This window comes from Citrobacter sp. Cpo091, from assembly GCF_030332645.1.
In the GTDB taxonomy this organism is placed as follows: Bacteria; Pseudomonadota; Gammaproteobacteria; order Enterobacterales; family Enterobacteriaceae; genus Citrobacter; species Citrobacter portucalensis.
This window is the reverse complement of record NZ_JAOWHL010000034.1, coordinates 575,213-589,500: the sequence shown is the minus strand read 5'-3', so window position 1 is coordinate 589,500 and position 14,288 is coordinate 575,213. Positions and strand designations below refer to the sequence as shown.

General features: G+C 50.6%; 16 protein-coding genes. 12 read left to right on the top strand and 4 right to left on the bottom strand.

Annotated features, from left to right (window positions below; genetic code table 11):
- Positions 1-49: 49 nt before the first annotated feature.
- Entirely contained in the window at positions 50-673 is a 624-nt protein-coding gene (iprA, locus tag OGY04_RS13420; protein WP_003830944.1) for a hydrogen peroxide resistance inhibitor IprA, read from the top strand.
- Position 674: 1 nt separating this feature from the next.
- On the opposite strand, the gene ampH is transcribed toward iprA, so the two are convergent.
- Entirely contained in the window at positions 675-1,832 is a 1,158-nt protein-coding gene (ampH, locus tag OGY04_RS13415) for a D-alanyl-D-alanine-carboxypeptidase/endopeptidase AmpH (protein ID WP_003830945.1), read from the bottom strand.
- 384 nt (positions 1,833-2,216) lie between these two features.
- Here ampH and sbmA point away from each other — a divergent pair, with 384 nt between their 5' ends.
- Together sbmA and OGY04_RS13405 are read left to right on the top strand one after the other, a co-directional pair.
- Positions 2,217-3,437: a peptide antibiotic transporter SbmA gene (gene sbmA, locus OGY04_RS13410; protein WP_008783897.1), complete on the top strand. Its 1,221-nt coding sequence runs from the start codon at positions 2,217-2,219 to the stop codon at positions 3,435-3,437.
- Between the two features lie 14 nt (positions 3,438-3,451).
- On the top strand, positions 3,452-4,555 hold the full coding sequence (locus OGY04_RS13405) for a DUF1615 domain-containing protein (protein ID WP_008783898.1): 1,104 nt from the start codon (positions 3,452-3,454) through the stop codon (positions 4,553-4,555).
- On the opposite strand, the gene OGY04_RS13400 is transcribed toward OGY04_RS13405, so the two are convergent.
- Complete coding sequence (locus OGY04_RS13400) at positions 4,540-4,863, bottom strand: DUF2755 family protein (RefSeq protein ID WP_032942507.1); 324 nt, start codon at positions 4,861-4,863, stop codon at positions 4,540-4,542. The genes OGY04_RS13405 and OGY04_RS13400 overlap by 16 nt on opposite strands.
- Positions 4,864-5,126: 263 nt before the next feature.
- On the opposite strand from OGY04_RS13400, the gene OGY04_RS13395 reads away from it, so the two are divergent.
- Positions 5,127-5,345, top strand: coding sequence for a DUF2754 domain-containing protein (locus tag OGY04_RS13395; RefSeq protein ID WP_003830949.1), 219 nt, complete (start codon positions 5,127-5,129; stop codon positions 5,343-5,345).
- Between the two features lie 23 nt (positions 5,346-5,368).
- On the opposite strand, the gene ddlA is transcribed toward OGY04_RS13395, so the two are convergent.
- Positions 5,369-6,463 (bottom strand): D-alanine--D-alanine ligase, encoded by a 1,095-nt coding sequence (gene ddlA, locus OGY04_RS13390; RefSeq protein WP_032944316.1) that lies wholly within the window; start codon positions 6,461-6,463, stop codon positions 5,369-5,371.
- Between the two features lie 301 nt (positions 6,464-6,764).
- On the opposite strand from ddlA, the gene OGY04_RS13385 reads away from it, so the two are divergent.
- From OGY04_RS13385 to adrA, 5 genes are all read left to right on the top strand, one after another.
- Positions 6,765-7,961, top strand: a complete 1,197-nt coding sequence (locus OGY04_RS13385; RefSeq protein ID WP_048226321.1) for a multidrug efflux MFS transporter — start codon at positions 6,765-6,767, stop codon at positions 7,959-7,961.
- A gap of 248 nt (positions 7,962-8,209) precedes the next feature.
- The gene (locus OGY04_RS13380; RefSeq protein WP_071445908.1) at positions 8,210-8,452 is read left to right on the top strand and encodes a sigma-S stabilization anti-adapter protein IraP; all 243 of its coding nucleotides are present in this window, start codon (positions 8,210-8,212) and stop codon (positions 8,450-8,452) included.
- A gap of 104 nt (positions 8,453-8,556) precedes the next feature.
- Positions 8,557-9,972, top strand: a complete 1,416-nt coding sequence (gene phoA / locus OGY04_RS13375; RefSeq protein ID WP_008783904.1) for an alkaline phosphatase — start codon at positions 8,557-8,559, stop codon at positions 9,970-9,972.
- A 97-nt stretch (positions 9,973-10,069) separates the two neighbouring features.
- Positions 10,070-10,390 carry a phosphate starvation-inducible protein PsiF gene (psiF, locus tag OGY04_RS13370; protein WP_003830956.1) on the top strand — a complete coding sequence of 107 codons (321 nt, stop codon included), beginning with the start codon at positions 10,070-10,072 and terminating at the stop codon, positions 10,388-10,390.
- 91 nt (positions 10,391-10,481) lie between these two features.
- Positions 10,482-11,597 carry a diguanylate cyclase AdrA gene (gene adrA, locus OGY04_RS13365; RefSeq protein WP_167820347.1) on the top strand — a complete coding sequence of 372 codons (1,116 nt, stop codon included), beginning with the start codon at positions 10,482-10,484 and terminating at the stop codon, positions 11,595-11,597.
- 17 nt (positions 11,598-11,614) lie between these two features.
- Here the strand turns inward: adrA and proC are convergent, their stop codons facing one another.
- Positions 11,615-12,424 (bottom strand): pyrroline-5-carboxylate reductase, encoded by an 810-nt coding sequence (gene proC / locus OGY04_RS13360; RefSeq protein WP_003021462.1) that lies wholly within the window; start codon positions 12,422-12,424, stop codon positions 11,615-11,617.
- Between the two features lie 273 nt (positions 12,425-12,697).
- Between proC and OGY04_RS13355 the strand changes: the two genes are divergently transcribed.
- The 3 genes from OGY04_RS13355 to yaiA all read left to right on the top strand — a co-directional run bounded on the left by OGY04_RS13355 (position 12,698) and on the right by yaiA (position 14,103).
- Complete coding sequence (locus OGY04_RS13355; protein WP_008783909.1) at positions 12,698-13,153, top strand: YaiI/YqxD family protein; 456 nt, start codon at positions 12,698-12,700, stop codon at positions 13,151-13,153.
- Positions 13,154-13,339: 186 nt separating this feature from the next.
- On the top strand, positions 13,340-13,885 hold the full coding sequence (aroL, locus tag OGY04_RS13350) for a shikimate kinase AroL (RefSeq protein WP_008783910.1): 546 nt from the start codon (positions 13,340-13,342) through the stop codon (positions 13,883-13,885).
- Between the two features lie 26 nt (positions 13,886-13,911).
- On the top strand, positions 13,912-14,103 hold the full coding sequence (gene yaiA / locus OGY04_RS13345; protein WP_003021472.1) for a protein YaiA: 192 nt from the start codon (positions 13,912-13,914) through the stop codon (positions 14,101-14,103).
- Positions 14,104-14,288: the final 185 nt, after the last annotated feature.

Genomic DNA, 14,288 nt, shown 5'->3' with positions numbered 1-14,288 from the left:
AAAATGCCCGTCACGGATTTGACGGGCATTTATTGCAAGGGATGCCCAAATGTTGTCTGCAAATAAACCGCTTGTGGAATTTGGTAAGCTTGATAAATGTTTGTCAAAATATGGCAAACACTTTGAGTGTGATAACGATAAAGAAATAATTTATTCCAGTGATATAAACAGTGACGATACCTTTATCATTTTAAATGGTGTAATTTCTCTGAGGCGAGGGGAGAATGTGCTGGTCGGTATTGCGCAGGCGCCGTTTATTATGGGGCTTTCAGATGGTGTGATAAAAACAGATATACAATACAGATTAATCACGGAAAGCGATTGTACGGGATACCATCTACCCGCCTCGCAAACAATTAATATAATTGAAGAGTGCCAGCTTTGGCGTGAAGCTTTTTGTTGGTTGGCATGGCAAAACTCCATGCTTGAATTACGCGATCTGCAGTTGATCGGCAACAACTCCTACGATCAGATCCGCGCGACATTGATCTCTATGACGAAATGGGATGAAGCCCTTCGTTCACGCATCGGCGTTATGAACTATATTCACCAACGCACACGAATTTCACGCTCGGTTGTCGCTGAGGTTCTCGCAGCATTGCGTAAAGGCGGTTACATTGAAATGAATAAAGGCAAACTGGTGTGCATTAACCGTTTGCCTTTTGAGTATTGAATCAGGATGCAGGAATGACCTGTGGCTTGTACCCGCTCAACTCTGCAACCAGTTCGTTGATACCGTCGCTCATATTGGTAAAACGGGTCAGCGGAGAGCGCGTCACTACGACAAATGCCCCAACGTTTTGCTGTGGGATCATCGCCATATAGGTAATGAAGCCACCGCCGCCACCGGTTTTTTGAATAATTCCCGGTCTGCCATTCTTCGGCGCCATGTAGACCCAGCCCAAACCAAGCGCATCGGCTCTGCCTGGAACGTCCATTCCCACCACTTTAGTTAACTGCGTACGCTGGTAAATCAGCGTCTGCATCCGGTCGGCCTGCTGGCTACGATGATAAAAGTCAGAAGAAAGATACTGCTGCATCCAGCGCATCATATCGCCAGGCGTTGAATAGACGCCGCCGCTGCCCATCGCTGCCAGCGTATTGTTACAAGGACTGGCACCTTTTTCCGCGACCATCAGGCGTCGGCACTGATCGGGAGATGGCGTAAAGGTGGTGTCTTTCATCCCCAGCGGACGGGTGATTTTTTCTTCAAACAGCTGCGGATAAGGCTTACCGGACGCGGTACCCAGCGCATCGGCCAGCAGATCAAACGCCAGGTTGGAATAAGAAGCCTGCGATCCTGGTGCGGCTTTAAGCGTAGCCGTTGAGAGATAGCTCCAGCGCTGCTCGCGGGTTGGCCAGACAAACACCGGGCGCTTGGCCGCGCCGCCTGGCTGTTCGCGCGGCAGTGCGCTGGTATGCGTCGCCAGATTCACCAGCGTAATTGGTGTTCCTTGATAAGTGGGTACGCGTGCGCCAGGAGGTGCATATTTACTCAATGGATCGTTGAGTTTGACCGTGCCCTGATCGAGTAATTTCACCAGCATTTCGCTGGTCATTAATTTGGTAATTGAGGCAATGCGGATTACGGAATCCAGTTGCGGGTGAACATTATTGCCGGGGCGTGTTTCACCAAAACTGCGAAATACACGCTGATTACCATCAATCACCACGAGCGCCATCCCCGTAGCACCACTGCCGTAAAATATATGGTCGGCATAACGATCAACGATATCAGAGGCGAAGACCGGATCGGTTATAGGCTGTGCCGCCTGGACAGATGTCAATGACGCCGCACACAGCGCGGCAGAAAAAAGCAGACTACGTTTCAACGGTGGTGTCCATGAGTTAGAGAAAGTGAAAAAGGATGTCGTGCGTATGCGTATTTATACTACTCATCGGCGTATTGCAAAGCGCTTATCAACCAATGATAGTGGGAAAAACGTAACGATGAGTAAACACAGGAGTTTCCTGGATTGCGGATGTTCGCTTTTGTGATCTCACGCTGTGATAATCTGCACATACTGGAACGTTGTCGAGTGTGAAAACCACAGAAACAATTCTTCATAACCGAGGTGCGAACTAAGTGCCTCGGTTTTGGTCACAATTGTCGGTTTCAGCTTGTGTTTTTGGGCGTAAGCCGTCTGGCCTCCGCACTCTACGGTGGCAAATGCACAGCAGTCGTCATAACGATAAGAAGTTAGCAGGAGAGCACTATGTTTAAGTCTTTTTTCCCAAAGCCGGGGCCGTTCTTTATTTCGGCATTTATTTGGGCACTGGTCGCCGTTGTATTCTGGCAAGCAGGTGGGGGAGCCTGGGTTGCACATATTACCGGCGCGTCGGGAGACGTACCTATTAGCGCAGCGCGTTTCTGGTCGTTGGATTACCTGATTTTTTATGCGTACTACATTCTTTGTGTCGGGGTGTTCGCGCTGTTCTGGTTTCTCTACAGTCCACACCGCTGGCAGTACTGGTCTATTCTGGGCACATCGCTGATTATTTTTGTGACCTGGTTTCTGGTTGAAGTCGGCGTCGCCGTCAACGCCTGGTATGCGCCATTTTATGACCTGATTCAAACTGCGCTCAGCGCACCACACAAGGTGAAGATTGAGCAGTTCTATCATGAAGTGGGCATTTTTCTCGGTATTGCGCTGATAGCCGTAGTCATTGGCGTGATGAACAACTTCTTCGTCAGCCACTATGTGTTCCGCTGGCGTACCGCGATGAACGAACACTATATGGCGCATTGGCAGCATTTGCGTCACATCGAAGGTGCAGCACAGCGTGTACAGGAAGACACCATGCGTTTTGCTTCTACGCTGGAAGATATGGGCGTCAGCTTTATCAACGCGATTATGACGCTGATTGCCTTCCTGCCTGTACTGGTAACGCTCTCTGCCCATGTTCCTGACCTGCCGATTGTTGGACATGTGCCTTATGGCCTGGTGATTGCCGCGATTGTCTGGTCGCTGATGGGAACCGGTTTGCTGGCCGTGGTCGGGATAAAACTTCCCGGGCTGGAGTTTAAAAACCAGCGCGTGGAAGCGGCCTATCGTAAAGAGCTGGTCTATGGCGAAGATGATGGCAACCGTGCGACGCCACCGACGGTGCGTGAACTGTTCCATGCGGTACGGCAAAACTACTTCCGTCTCTATTTTCACTATATGTACTTCAATATCGCCCGTATTCTTTACCTGCAGGTTGATAACGTTTTCGGTTTGTTCCTGCTGTTTCCGTCAATTGTTGCCGGTACGATTACGCTCGGCCTGATGACGCAAATCACCAACGTATTTGGCCAGGTGCGTGGCTCGTTCCAGTATTTGATTAACTCCTGGACAACGTTAGTGGAACTGATGTCTATTTATAAGCGTCTGCGAAGCTTTGAGCGCGAGCTTGATGGTCAGGAAATTCAGGAAGTTACCCATACTCTTAGTTAACAAAAGGAGATGTTATGTCGACGGTTTCCCGTCTTTACCCCTTGTCCGGTCTGGCAGCATTAGTGCTGGTGGGATGCAGTAGTCAACCCGCGCAGCCGCTAAAAAAAGGGGAGAAAGCCGTCGATGTGGCGAGCGTGGTGCGCCAGAAAATGCCCGCCAGCGTGAAAGACCGGGACGCATGGGCGCAGGATTTGGCAAAGACCTTTGAAAGCCAGAAGCTGGCACCAACGGTTGAAAATATCTGTTCGGTGCTGGCGGTTGCGCAGCAGGAGTCAAACTTCCAGGCCGATCCGGCTGTTCCTGGTTTAAGCAAAATCGCCTGGAAAGAGATTGACCGTCGCGCAGAACGCATGCATATCCCGCTGTTTGTCGTGCATACCGCGCTAAAGATTAACTCGCCAACGGGGAAAAGCTACAGCGAGCGTCTGGATACGGTGAAGACGGAAAAACAGCTTAGCGCCATCTTTGATGATTTCATCAACATGGTGCCGATGGGGCAGACATTGTTCGGATCGCTTAATCCGGTACATACCGGTGGTCCAATGCAGGTCAGTATCGCGTTTGCTGAGCAGCACACCAGCGGGTATCCGTGGAAAATGGCGGGGACGGTACGTCAGGAAGTGTTTAGCCGCCGTGGTGGGTTATGGTTCGGTACGTATCATCTGCTCAACTACCCGGCGAATTACAGTGCGCCAATCTTCCGCTTCGCCGATTTTAATGCCGGATGGTATGCGAGCCGCAATGCAGCTTTCCAGAATGCGGTCAGTAAAGCCAGCGGAGTGAAGCTGGCGATGGACGGGGATCTGATTCTCTATGGCAGCAGTGAGCCGGGCAAAACTGAGCTGGCGGTACGTAAACTGGCCGGGAAGCTAGGGATGAGCGAGAGTGAGATCCGCCAGCAACTGCAAAAAGGTGACAGCCTGGCCTTTGAAAAAACCGCATTGTACGAAAAGGTTTATAAGCTGGCGGAAGCGAAGACCGGGAAAACGTTACCCCGTGAAATGCTGCCGGGCATTCAACTGGAAAGCCCGAAGATCACGCGTAATCTGACTACTGCGTGGTTTGCTAAACGGGTGGACGATCGTCGGGCGAAGTGTATGAATCAGTCATCTTTATGATGACGGTGACGCCAGCGCATGACCGCCGCTATGACGCCAAGAATCAGGCTTCCGGCCAGGAAGGGGATCAGTCCAAAGAGGGTACCGACGCCTAAACCGATTTCAACCCGCGGGCGTCCTGTCTCCTGCATTTGCAGCTGCATCAGTTCTTCATAGATGCCGGGCGCGTGAGCCAACAGATTTAAAATCTGTGCACCCGCCCAGAAGCAAAACAGCACAAATACGGCATACGCAATGTTGCCGGGCAGGGAGGAGGGATCCCGATGCTTGCCCTTAAACAGGGATTTTGAGAGCGTAAAATCAGCCATAAGACCTCCGGAAATAACCTGCTTTTTTTGACGTAATGCCTGGAACTGAGAGTGAGTCTGACAGGTGATCGGCAATGTCAATATCAGAATGATGGTAATTTCAGGTAGAGATTATTCCTGGATTTCGGTTTTTTGTTGGCGGTCACAATTATGTAACCTTAAGTTAAACTGAGTTACATTTAAGAAATTCCGCACAGGCCACAGACTCCCTCGGGCAAATGTGCGAGGATGCCTTACTGTGTTGTATTTCCACCGGAGCTGTTATGAACCTGCCTGTAAAAATCCGCCGAGACTGGCACTACTATGCCTTCGCTATTGGGCTTATCTTTATTCTGAATGGCGTGGTGGGGTTATTAGGTTTTGAAGCGCAGGGATGGCAAACTTATGCGGTGGGGCTGGTGACCTGGGTGATTAGCTTTTGGCTGGCCGGATTAATCATCCGTCGCCGCGTTGAAGATGATGAAGCAAAGGATGCCCAATAGCTCTATCAGGCATCCTGACGGGTTTACATACTGGTTTTCAGCGCGCTATCCGCAGCATGGCGTTCCAGCGCCAGTTCGATCAGGCGAGTGATCAAATCGGTATAGCCTAAACCGCTCGCCTGCCACAGCTTCGGATACATACTGATGTTGGTAAAGCCAGGCAGCGTGTTGATCTCATTGATCACAACGTCGTTTTCAGCAGTTAAGAAGACGTCCACGCGCGCCATGCCGGCACAGCCCAGAGTCTGGTAGGCCTGAATGGCGATTTCGCGGATCTTATCGTTAATCTCTGGCGCAATTGCTGCCGGAACGACAACTTTGGCACCGTTATCGTCAATGTATTTAGTGTCGTAAGCGTAAAAATCGCTGTTCAGCACGATCTCACCACAGGTACTGGCCTGCGGATGATCGTTGCCCAGTACCGCACATTCGATCTCGCGACCTTTGATCCCTTGCTCCACAACGACTTTATGATCGAATTCAAATGCCAGCGCGACGGCCTGATCGTATTGGGCTTCGCTGGTTACTTTACTGACGCCAACGGACGATCCCTGGTTGGCCGGTTTTACAAACAGCGGCAGACCCAGGCGGGATTCCACTTCACTAAAGCTGATGCTGTTGCGATTCGCGCGAGTGAGCGTAATAAATGGCGCGATGTTTAACCCGGCATCACGCAGCAGACGTTTGGTCACGTCTTTATCCATACAGGCAGCAGAACCCAGCACATCAGAACCGACAAACGGCAGGTTCGCCACGCGCAGCATGCCCTGCAGAGAGCCATCTTCACCCAAAGTACCGTGTACGATCGGGAAAATAACATCGACCGTCGGCAGCGGTTGACCGTTTTGTGCATCGATCAACTGGTGCTCTTGTTTACCCGGTACCTGCGCCAGGCTGGTCTCAGAAGGTCGCAACGCAATATGCGCCGGATCGTTTGAATTGAGCAGATAGTTACTGGCATCGCTGACGTGCCATTGCCCTTGTTTATCAATACCTAACAGCACAACGTCAAAGCGAGTCTTGTCGATGGCATCGACAATATTTTTTGCCGATTGCAATGACACTTCATGTTCCGCTGATTTACCACCAAATACGATTCCTACCCGCAACTTTGCCATCTTAAAAACCCATTCCATGAATGCAAAGCACATACATTACCACGACAAAACGCAGGTTTCCTCGGCTTCTGGCAGATTGTTTTGGCGAATGACAGGGGATTAGAAGGGGACATACACGCAGATCGCGCGGGAAGCACAATCCCCTGTTTATATTATGGGTTTGATGTGAGCTATATCACAAATATGATGAGCGGGAAGATAAAATCCTAAACTGTGATTTATCGCACCTGTAGACCCTTATTCGGCTAAGTAATTTGTTAAGCTGCTCGCAGTTTTCAGCTAATTATCGTTATGAGTCCTTATGGAATCCTGGAGAGTTAACCTTATTTCCGTTTGGTTCGGGTGTTTTTTTACCGGACTGGCGATTAGCCAAATCTTGCCTTTTTTACCACTCTATATCTCCCAACTGGGCGTGACCTCGCATGAAGCGCTATCAATGTGGTCCGGATTAACGTTCAGCGTCACCTTCCTGATTTCAGCCATTGTTTCTCCGATGTGGGGCAGTCTGGCCGACCGCAAAGGACGCAAGCTGATGCTGCTGCGGGCCTCACTGGGGATGGCCATTGCGATTTTGCTACAGGCATTTGCCACTAACGTCTGGCAGCTTTTTCTGCTGCGCGGGGTGATGGGGTTAACCTCCGGCTATATTCCTAATGCGATGGCGCTGGTTGCGTCACAGGTTCCACGCGAGCGCAGCGGCTGGGCGCTGAGTACGCTCTCTACGGCGCAAATTAGCGGCGTCATTGGCGGACCGCTGATGGGAGGCTTTATCGCCGATCATGTTGGCTTACGAGCGGTATTCTGTATTACCGCCGCCTTGCTGGTGGTGAGTTTTCTGGTCACACTGTTCTTGATCAAAGAGGGCGTTCGCCCGACGATTAAAAAAAGCGAACGTCTGAGTGGGAAGGCCGTGTTTGCCTCGCTTTCGCATCCAGCGTTGGTGATCAGCCTGTTTTTTACCACCATGGTGATTCAACTGTGTAACGGCTCAATTGGGCCTATTCTGGCGCTGTTTATTAAATCAATGGTCCCGGACAGTTCGAATATTGCTTTTCTCAGTGGGCTGATAGCCTCAGTACCGGGCATTTCTGCTCTGATTTCCGCGCCCCGACTTGGTAAATTAGGCGACCGTATTGGTACTGAGCGGATTTTAATGGCGACGTTAATCTTCGCGGTGGTGCTGTTTTTTGCCATGTCGTGGGTTACCACGCCGTTGCAGTTGGGAATTCTACGTTTTCTGCTCGGCTTTGCTGATGGTGCGATGTTGCCGGCGGTGCAGACGCTGTTGGTGAAATACTCCAGCGACCAGATAACCGGACGCATCTTTGGCTATAACCAGTCATTTATGTACCTTGGCAACGTCGCAGGGCCATTGATGGGGGCAACGGTTTCGGCAATGGCGGGGTTCCGTTGGGTGTTCATTGCTACAGCAAGCATTGTGCTTATCAATATCTGGCAACTGGCTATCGCGTTGCGACGTCGGCGCGAGGCTCGTTGAGGTCCTTATTAACAACGCTGCTTGTCAGCGTTGTTAATCCATAATTGTGTATTATATATTTGTGTGATTATTAATTTTCTTACCTTTTTATATTGAATCATCCTGCTTCAGGACTCATTTTCCCTTATTTTGTGTTGTGATTGTTTTCGCAAATCGTTTTATTTCTTATAAAAATACAACTTTCATCCTCTAGGCAGTCGTGAGCCTTAATGATAACGTGACCCATATTTTGTTAAGGGAATAGGCAAATGAAAAACCTCGTCACTGAGTTGTTACTTAAGCTCGCGCAAAAAGAAGAAGAATCGCAAGATCTGGCGGCACAGGTCGAAACGTTAGAGCGGGTAATCATCGAAATGCTGCGCAATATGACGTGGAACGATCGGCAAATATTTATTCGTCAAATTGAAGGGGCGCTGGCTGGCGGAAACCGCATGCCCGCGTTTCTGTCGAACATACATAATGCTGGCGAGTGCGTACCAAAAGCGTTGTGATCCATCTGTGGTGGGGTAACCGCAAATTATCATAAAAGTGTCACATCAAATACTTATAGTCGCTTTGTTTTAATTTTACCGTATTTATACATGGAGAATATAAAGTGAAACAAAGCGCTCTGGCTATTGCCCTGTTACCTTTGCTGTTTACCCCGGTTATTAATGCAGAAACATCTACTGTAGCGGTTATGGATAATCGTGCTGCTCAGGGAGATATCACCACGCCGGGTGGCGCTCGCCGATTGTCTGCCGATCAAACGGCAGCTCTGCGCGAATCCCTGAACGATAAACCGGCCAAAAATATAATTTTACTGATTGGCGATGGGATGGGCGACTCCGAAATAACGGCAGCGCGAAATTATGCTGAAGGCGCGGGCGGCTTTTTTAAAGGTATTGATGCTTTACCGTTGACCGGACAATACACACATTATGCGTTGGATAAGAAAACGGGCAAGCCCGATTATGTGACAGATTCAGCAGCATCTGCGACAGCATGGACAACCGGCGTGAAGACCTATAACGGGGCGCTGGGTGTGGATATTCATGAAAAAGATCACACCACGATTCTGGAAATGGCCAAAGCGGCAGGTCTGGCGACAGGCAACGTTTCCACGGCTGAATTGCAGGATGCCACGCCGGCCGCACTGGTTGCCCATGTCACTTCGCGTAAATGCTATGGTCCGAGCGTGACGGCTGAAAAATGCCCGACGAACGCGCTGGAAAAAGGCGGTAAAGGGTCAATTACCGAACAATTATTGAATGCTCGTGCGGATGTTACGTTAGGCGGCGGAGCAAAGACTTTTACTGAAACCGCTACGGCAGGTGAGTGGCAGGGTAAAACTCTGCGAGAACAAGCCCAGGCCCGTGGTTACCAGATGGTGAGTGATGCCGCGACGCTGGCGGCTGTTAGCGAAGCGAATCAGGATAAACCGCTGTTGGGTCTGTTCTCAGACGGTAATATGCCAGTGCGTTGGGAAGGGCCGAAAGCGTCTTATCACGGTAACCTGGATAAGCCGGTAGTGACCTGTACGCCAAATCCAAAACGTAACGACAGCGTGCCAACGCTGGCGCAGATGACGGATAAAGCGATTGAGCTGTTAAGCAAAAATGAGAAAGGTTTCTTCCTGCAAGTAGAAGGCGCGTCGATCGATAAACAAGATCACGCCGCTAACCCGTGTGGACAAATTGGTGAAACGGTCGATCTGGATGAAGCGGTGCAGCGTGCACTTGCCTTTGCGAAGAAAGATGGCAACACCCTGGTTGTGGTAACCGCTGACCACGCGCATGCCAGCCAGATTGTCGCACCGGATACTAAAGCACCCGGTTTAACGCAGGCGCTGAACACTAAAGATGGCGCGGTGATGGTCATCAGCTATGGCAACTCTGAAGAAGAGTCCCAGGAGCACACCGGCAGCCAACTGCGTATTGCAGCCTATGGCCCTCATGCGGCGAATGTGGTTGGCCTGACCGATCAAACCGATCTGTTTTACACCATGAAAGCCGCGTTAGGACTGAAATAAGCTGACACCCGACGGCAATACTTTTGCCGTCGGGTGGTATTTTTATCGTTAGCAGCCAAACTTACCTGTATGTCGTCGTTCAGAAAAGGATGGTGCTATGAAAATTACATTATTAATGACGTTACTCTTTGGCCTTATTTTTTTAACTACCGTCGGTGCTGCCGAGAAGACGTTAACCCCGCAACAACAGCGTATGACCACCTGCAATCAGCAGGCCACGGCGCAGACCTTAAAAGGGGATGCGCGTAAGACCTACATGAGTGATTGCCTGAAAAACAGTAAATCTGCGCCTGAGGAAAAAAGCCTGACGCCGCAGCAGCAGAAAATGCGTGAATGCAACGTTAAGGCGACGGAACAGTCTCTGAAAGGCGATGATCGTAATAAGTTTATGAGCGCTTGCCTGAAAAAATCTGCTTAGCACTTCCGGGTGAGCAGGTAAAATCGCTCACCCGAAATATCATACTTCCGCCACCAGACCCCTTCCTATAATTTGGGAAATTTGTTTCAGAATATTCCCAAATACGATGAATGATGAAAACTTTTATCAAAAGAAGGTCGTCCCGAATGAAGCATTTATATTGCTTCATCAAAATGACCACCAACGTTCCGGTCTGCGATTTGCCCGACGAATCAGGCTGCCGCGAGCGGTGGGACTGGGGGGAATGTTTTTCCCTATCGCGTCGGTATTAGTTTCTCAGCCAATAACCGGAGGCTGGTGGCTTTTGTTGGTGGGATGGGCGTTTGTCTGGCCGCATCTGGCATGGCAATTGGCAAGTAAAGCTATCGATCCACTGCATAGCGAATATACCAACTTAAAAGCCGATGCCATTCTCGCCGGGATGTGGATGGGGATTATGGGGATAAACTTGCTGCCATCCACGGCGCTGTTGATGATTATCTGTATCAACCTGATGGGCGCAGGGGGTATGCGTGTCTTCATCGCAGGCGCCGTGTTGATGGTGGTTTCCTGCCTGGTGACGTTACAGTTAACGGATATTCCCGTGGCTTTTAGCAGTACGCAACTGAGTGTGCTGCTGTCGCTGCCGGTGTTAGTGGTTTACCCGTTGCTGTTTGCCTGGGTGAGTTACCAGACGCTCATCAGGCTGGCAGAACATAAACGTCGCTTACAGATTATGAGTACGCGAGATGGGATGACCGGGGTTTATAACCGACGTCATTGGGAACTGTTGCTGCGGAATGAATTTGATAATTGCCGCCGCCATCAGCGTGATGCCACGCTCCTTATCATCGATATCGACCATTTTAAGAGTATCAATGATACCTGGGGCCATGACGTCGGGGATCAGGCCATTGTTGCACTGACCCGCCAGTTACAGATGACCTTACGCGGTAGCGATGTGATTGGTCGCTTTGGCGGTGATGAGTTTGCGGTAATCATGTGTGGCACGTCAGCGAGCAGCGCGATTGCAGCGATGTCTCGTGTTCACGAACGGCTTACCCAACTGCGTTTATCCTGCGCGCCGCAGGTTGACCTGCGCATTAGCGTGGGCGTTGCGCCGCTGACGTCTGAAACTGAACACTATCGAGAATGGTTAAAATCAGCAGATATGGCTCTCTACAAAGCAAAGAATTCCGGACGTAACCGCACTGAAGCGGCGGCCTGACGTCCGGCGGTGTTAACTCAGGAGCGGCTGAGTTTTTCCGACTGCTCCATGCACTTAATCATCGCTTCAATCACCGATGAACGGAAACCGCGTTCTTCCAGGACGCGTACCGCCTCAATGGTGGTTCCACCCGGCGAGCACACCATATCCTTCAATTCGCCAGGATGTTTACCCGTTTCCAGAACCATCTTCGCCGAACCCATTACCGCTTGTGCTGCAAATTTATAAGCCTGTGCGCGGGGCATCCCCCCCTGAACGGCGGCATCTGCCATCGCTTCGATAAACATAAATACATAGGCCGGTGCTGAACCGCTGACGCCAACGACCGGATGAATCATTGCCTCCGCAATGACTTCAGCTTCGCCAAAGCAGCGGAAGATATTGAGCACGTCGGCCGTATCTTCCGGCGTGACTAAGGCGTTTGGCGTGACGGAGGTCATTCCGGCGTTCACCAGCGATGGCGTGTTTGGCATCGCGCGAATGATTTTACGGTCATGACCCAGCGCGCGGGCAAGTTGATCGAGAGTGACGCCTGCGGCAATCGAGACGACCAGGGAATCTTTGTTCAGGCTGGAGGTAATTTCACTCAGCACCTTAATCATGATGCCTGGTTTTACGGCCCCAAAAACAATATCAGCGATTTGCGCGACTTCTTGTGCAGACTGCGCCGCATTAATGCCGTACTGGTCGTGTAGCGCGGCGACCTTATCGGGGGAAGGGGTGTAGACCCAGATTTGTCCGGGGAGAACCTGGCCGCTGGCGATCATGCCGCCAAGAATGGCTTTGCCCATATTACCGCAGCCGATAAAACCAATTTTCTTGTCCATCTTGTCACTCCCTATGGATGATATTCATTGTTTTATACCCGTCATACTTCAAGTTGCATGTGCGTTGGCTGCGTTCGCTCACCCGAATCACTTACCAGAGTAAGCTCATCCGGACTCATTCTCTTGCCGCCTGCCTGCAACCCGAATTATTTAGGGTAAATCTGGGAAAGCTAAGCTTAGCGCGGAATGAATATGTTCAGAAGGAGAAACAGCACTTTGCCTGAAAGTAAAAGCACGCGACAATGTGCGACAGCACACCAGTGGGGAGAAGTTATGACAATATGGGTGGATGCCGATGCGTGTCCGAATGTGATTAAAGACATTTTGTACCGCGCCTCTGAGCGCATGCAAATGCCGCTTGTTTTGGTGGCCAACCAAAGCCTGCGCGTCCCGCCTTCGCGTTTCATCAGCACATTACGTGTGCCTGCGGGCTTTGACGTGGCTGATAACGAGATTGTGCGTCAGTGCAGCGCCGGTGATTTAGTGATAACGGCAGATATTCCGCTGGCGGCTGAAGTGATTGAAAAAGGTGCGGCGGCGCTTAACCCGCGCGGCGAACGCTATACCGAAGCCACGATCCGCGAGCGTCTGATGATGCGTGATTTTATGGATACACTGCGAGCCAGCGGTATCCAGACCGGGGGGCCGGACAGCCTTTCGCCCCGCGACAGACAGCATTTTGCGGCTGAACTGGATAAGTGGTGGCTGGAAGTTCAGCGTAGAAAATAGGGTGTGTAATTTATTATTTACACTTTATTCATTGTGAATTCTTGTTATAGTAGGGGTTAACTCATCTCGCCATTCCTTCTGTAATTTTTTCTTTACAGTTTTGGCGATGTACTAGTTTGATGATATGATTATATTTTTAACCGCATCAGATCCCGCTTGTTGGCGGCTCTCTGGGGAAATTCTGTGATGACGCAACCTCTTTTTCTTGTTGGCCCCCGGGGGTGTGGTAAGACGACAACCGGTATGGCGCTGGCAAAGGCTATTGATTTCCAGTTCGTTGATACCGATCGCTGGTTGCAATCGCACGTGCAAATGACCGTGGCGGAAATCGTCGAAAGAGAAGGATGGGAAGGGTTTCGTGCCCAGGAAACGACCGCTCTGCAGGCTGTCACCGCTCCTGCCACGGTTGTTGCGACCGGCGGCGGTATCATTCTTACCGAATTTAATCGTCATTACATGCGCAGCCACGGCGTGGTTATCTATCTAAGCGCACCGGTATCGGTACTGGTTGATCGTCTGGAGGCCACGCCTGAAGAAGGATTACGACCGACTCTAACCGGCAAACCGTTGACCGAAGAGGTTCAGGAAGTGCTCGCCCAGCGTGATGTTCTGTATCGTGAGGCTGCGCACTATATCGTTGATGCCACCAATCCGCCTTCGCAGGTAGTGGAAGACATTCTTGGGATACTGGCGCAGGCAGCGCCACGGTTGCAGGGCGGTGTCTATACTTAATGTTCATCCAGTGAAAAGGAAGAACTATGCCGACACAACCACCTTACCCACGTCAAGCGACCATTGTTACGGTTGAAAAAGGGACGCCAGGCCAGACGGTAACCTGGTATCAACTTCGTGCCGACCACCCTAAACCGAATTCGTTGATCAGTGAGCATCCTTCAGCTCAGGAAGCGATGGATGCTAAAAAACGCTACGAAGACCCCGATAAAACCTGATATGAAGACCGCTCTGGCACGAGTCTTAAAAGTGCCAGTCCGGGCGTGCATCACATTATTTTAAATTTCGCCGTATACAGTAAAAATTGAAAATTAAACAATAACAATCCAGTACTGGAATGATCTGGAATCTTTACACAATACACCGCCGATCTACTGCTACGCTTTTGAGCATTTGTAGCACA

Bases quoted from the DNA above. Each gene is read 5' to 3' on its own strand.
- iprA (WP_003830944.1), top strand. From the start codon at position 50: ATGTTGTCTGCAAATAAACCGCTTGTGGAATTTGGTAAGCTTGATAAA.
- sbmA (WP_008783897.1), top strand. From the start codon at position 2,217: ATGTTTAAGTCTTTTTTCCCAAAGCCGGGGCCGTTCTTTATTTCGGCA.
- OGY04_RS13405 (WP_008783898.1), top strand. From the start codon at position 3,452: ATGTCGACGGTTTCCCGTCTTTACCCCTTGTCCGGTCTGGCAGCATTA.
- OGY04_RS13400 (WP_032942507.1), bottom strand. From the start codon at position 4,863: ATGGCTGATTTTACGCTCTCAAAATCCCTGTTTAAGGGCAAGCATCGG.
- OGY04_RS13395 (WP_003830949.1), top strand. From the start codon at position 5,127: ATGAACCTGCCTGTAAAAATCCGCCGAGACTGGCACTACTATGCCTTC.
- ddlA (WP_032944316.1), bottom strand. From the start codon at position 6,463: ATGGCAAAGTTGCGGGTAGGAATCGTATTTGGTGGTAAATCAGCGGAA.
- OGY04_RS13385 (WP_048226321.1), top strand. From the start codon at position 6,765: ATGGAATCCTGGAGAGTTAACCTTATTTCCGTTTGGTTCGGGTGTTTT.
- OGY04_RS13380 (WP_071445908.1), top strand. From the start codon at position 8,210: ATGAAAAACCTCGTCACTGAGTTGTTACTTAAGCTCGCGCAAAAAGAA.
- psiF (WP_003830956.1), top strand. From the start codon at position 10,070: ATGAAAATTACATTATTAATGACGTTACTCTTTGGCCTTATTTTTTTA.
- proC (WP_003021462.1), bottom strand. From the start codon at position 12,424: ATGGACAAGAAAATTGGTTTTATCGGCTGCGGTAATATGGGCAAAGCC.
- OGY04_RS13355 (WP_008783909.1), top strand. From the start codon at position 12,698: ATGACAATATGGGTGGATGCCGATGCGTGTCCGAATGTGATTAAAGAC.
- aroL (WP_008783910.1), top strand. From the start codon at position 13,340: ATGACGCAACCTCTTTTTCTTGTTGGCCCCCGGGGGTGTGGTAAGACG.
- yaiA (WP_003021472.1), top strand. From the start codon at position 13,912: ATGCCGACACAACCACCTTACCCACGTCAAGCGACCATTGTTACGGTT.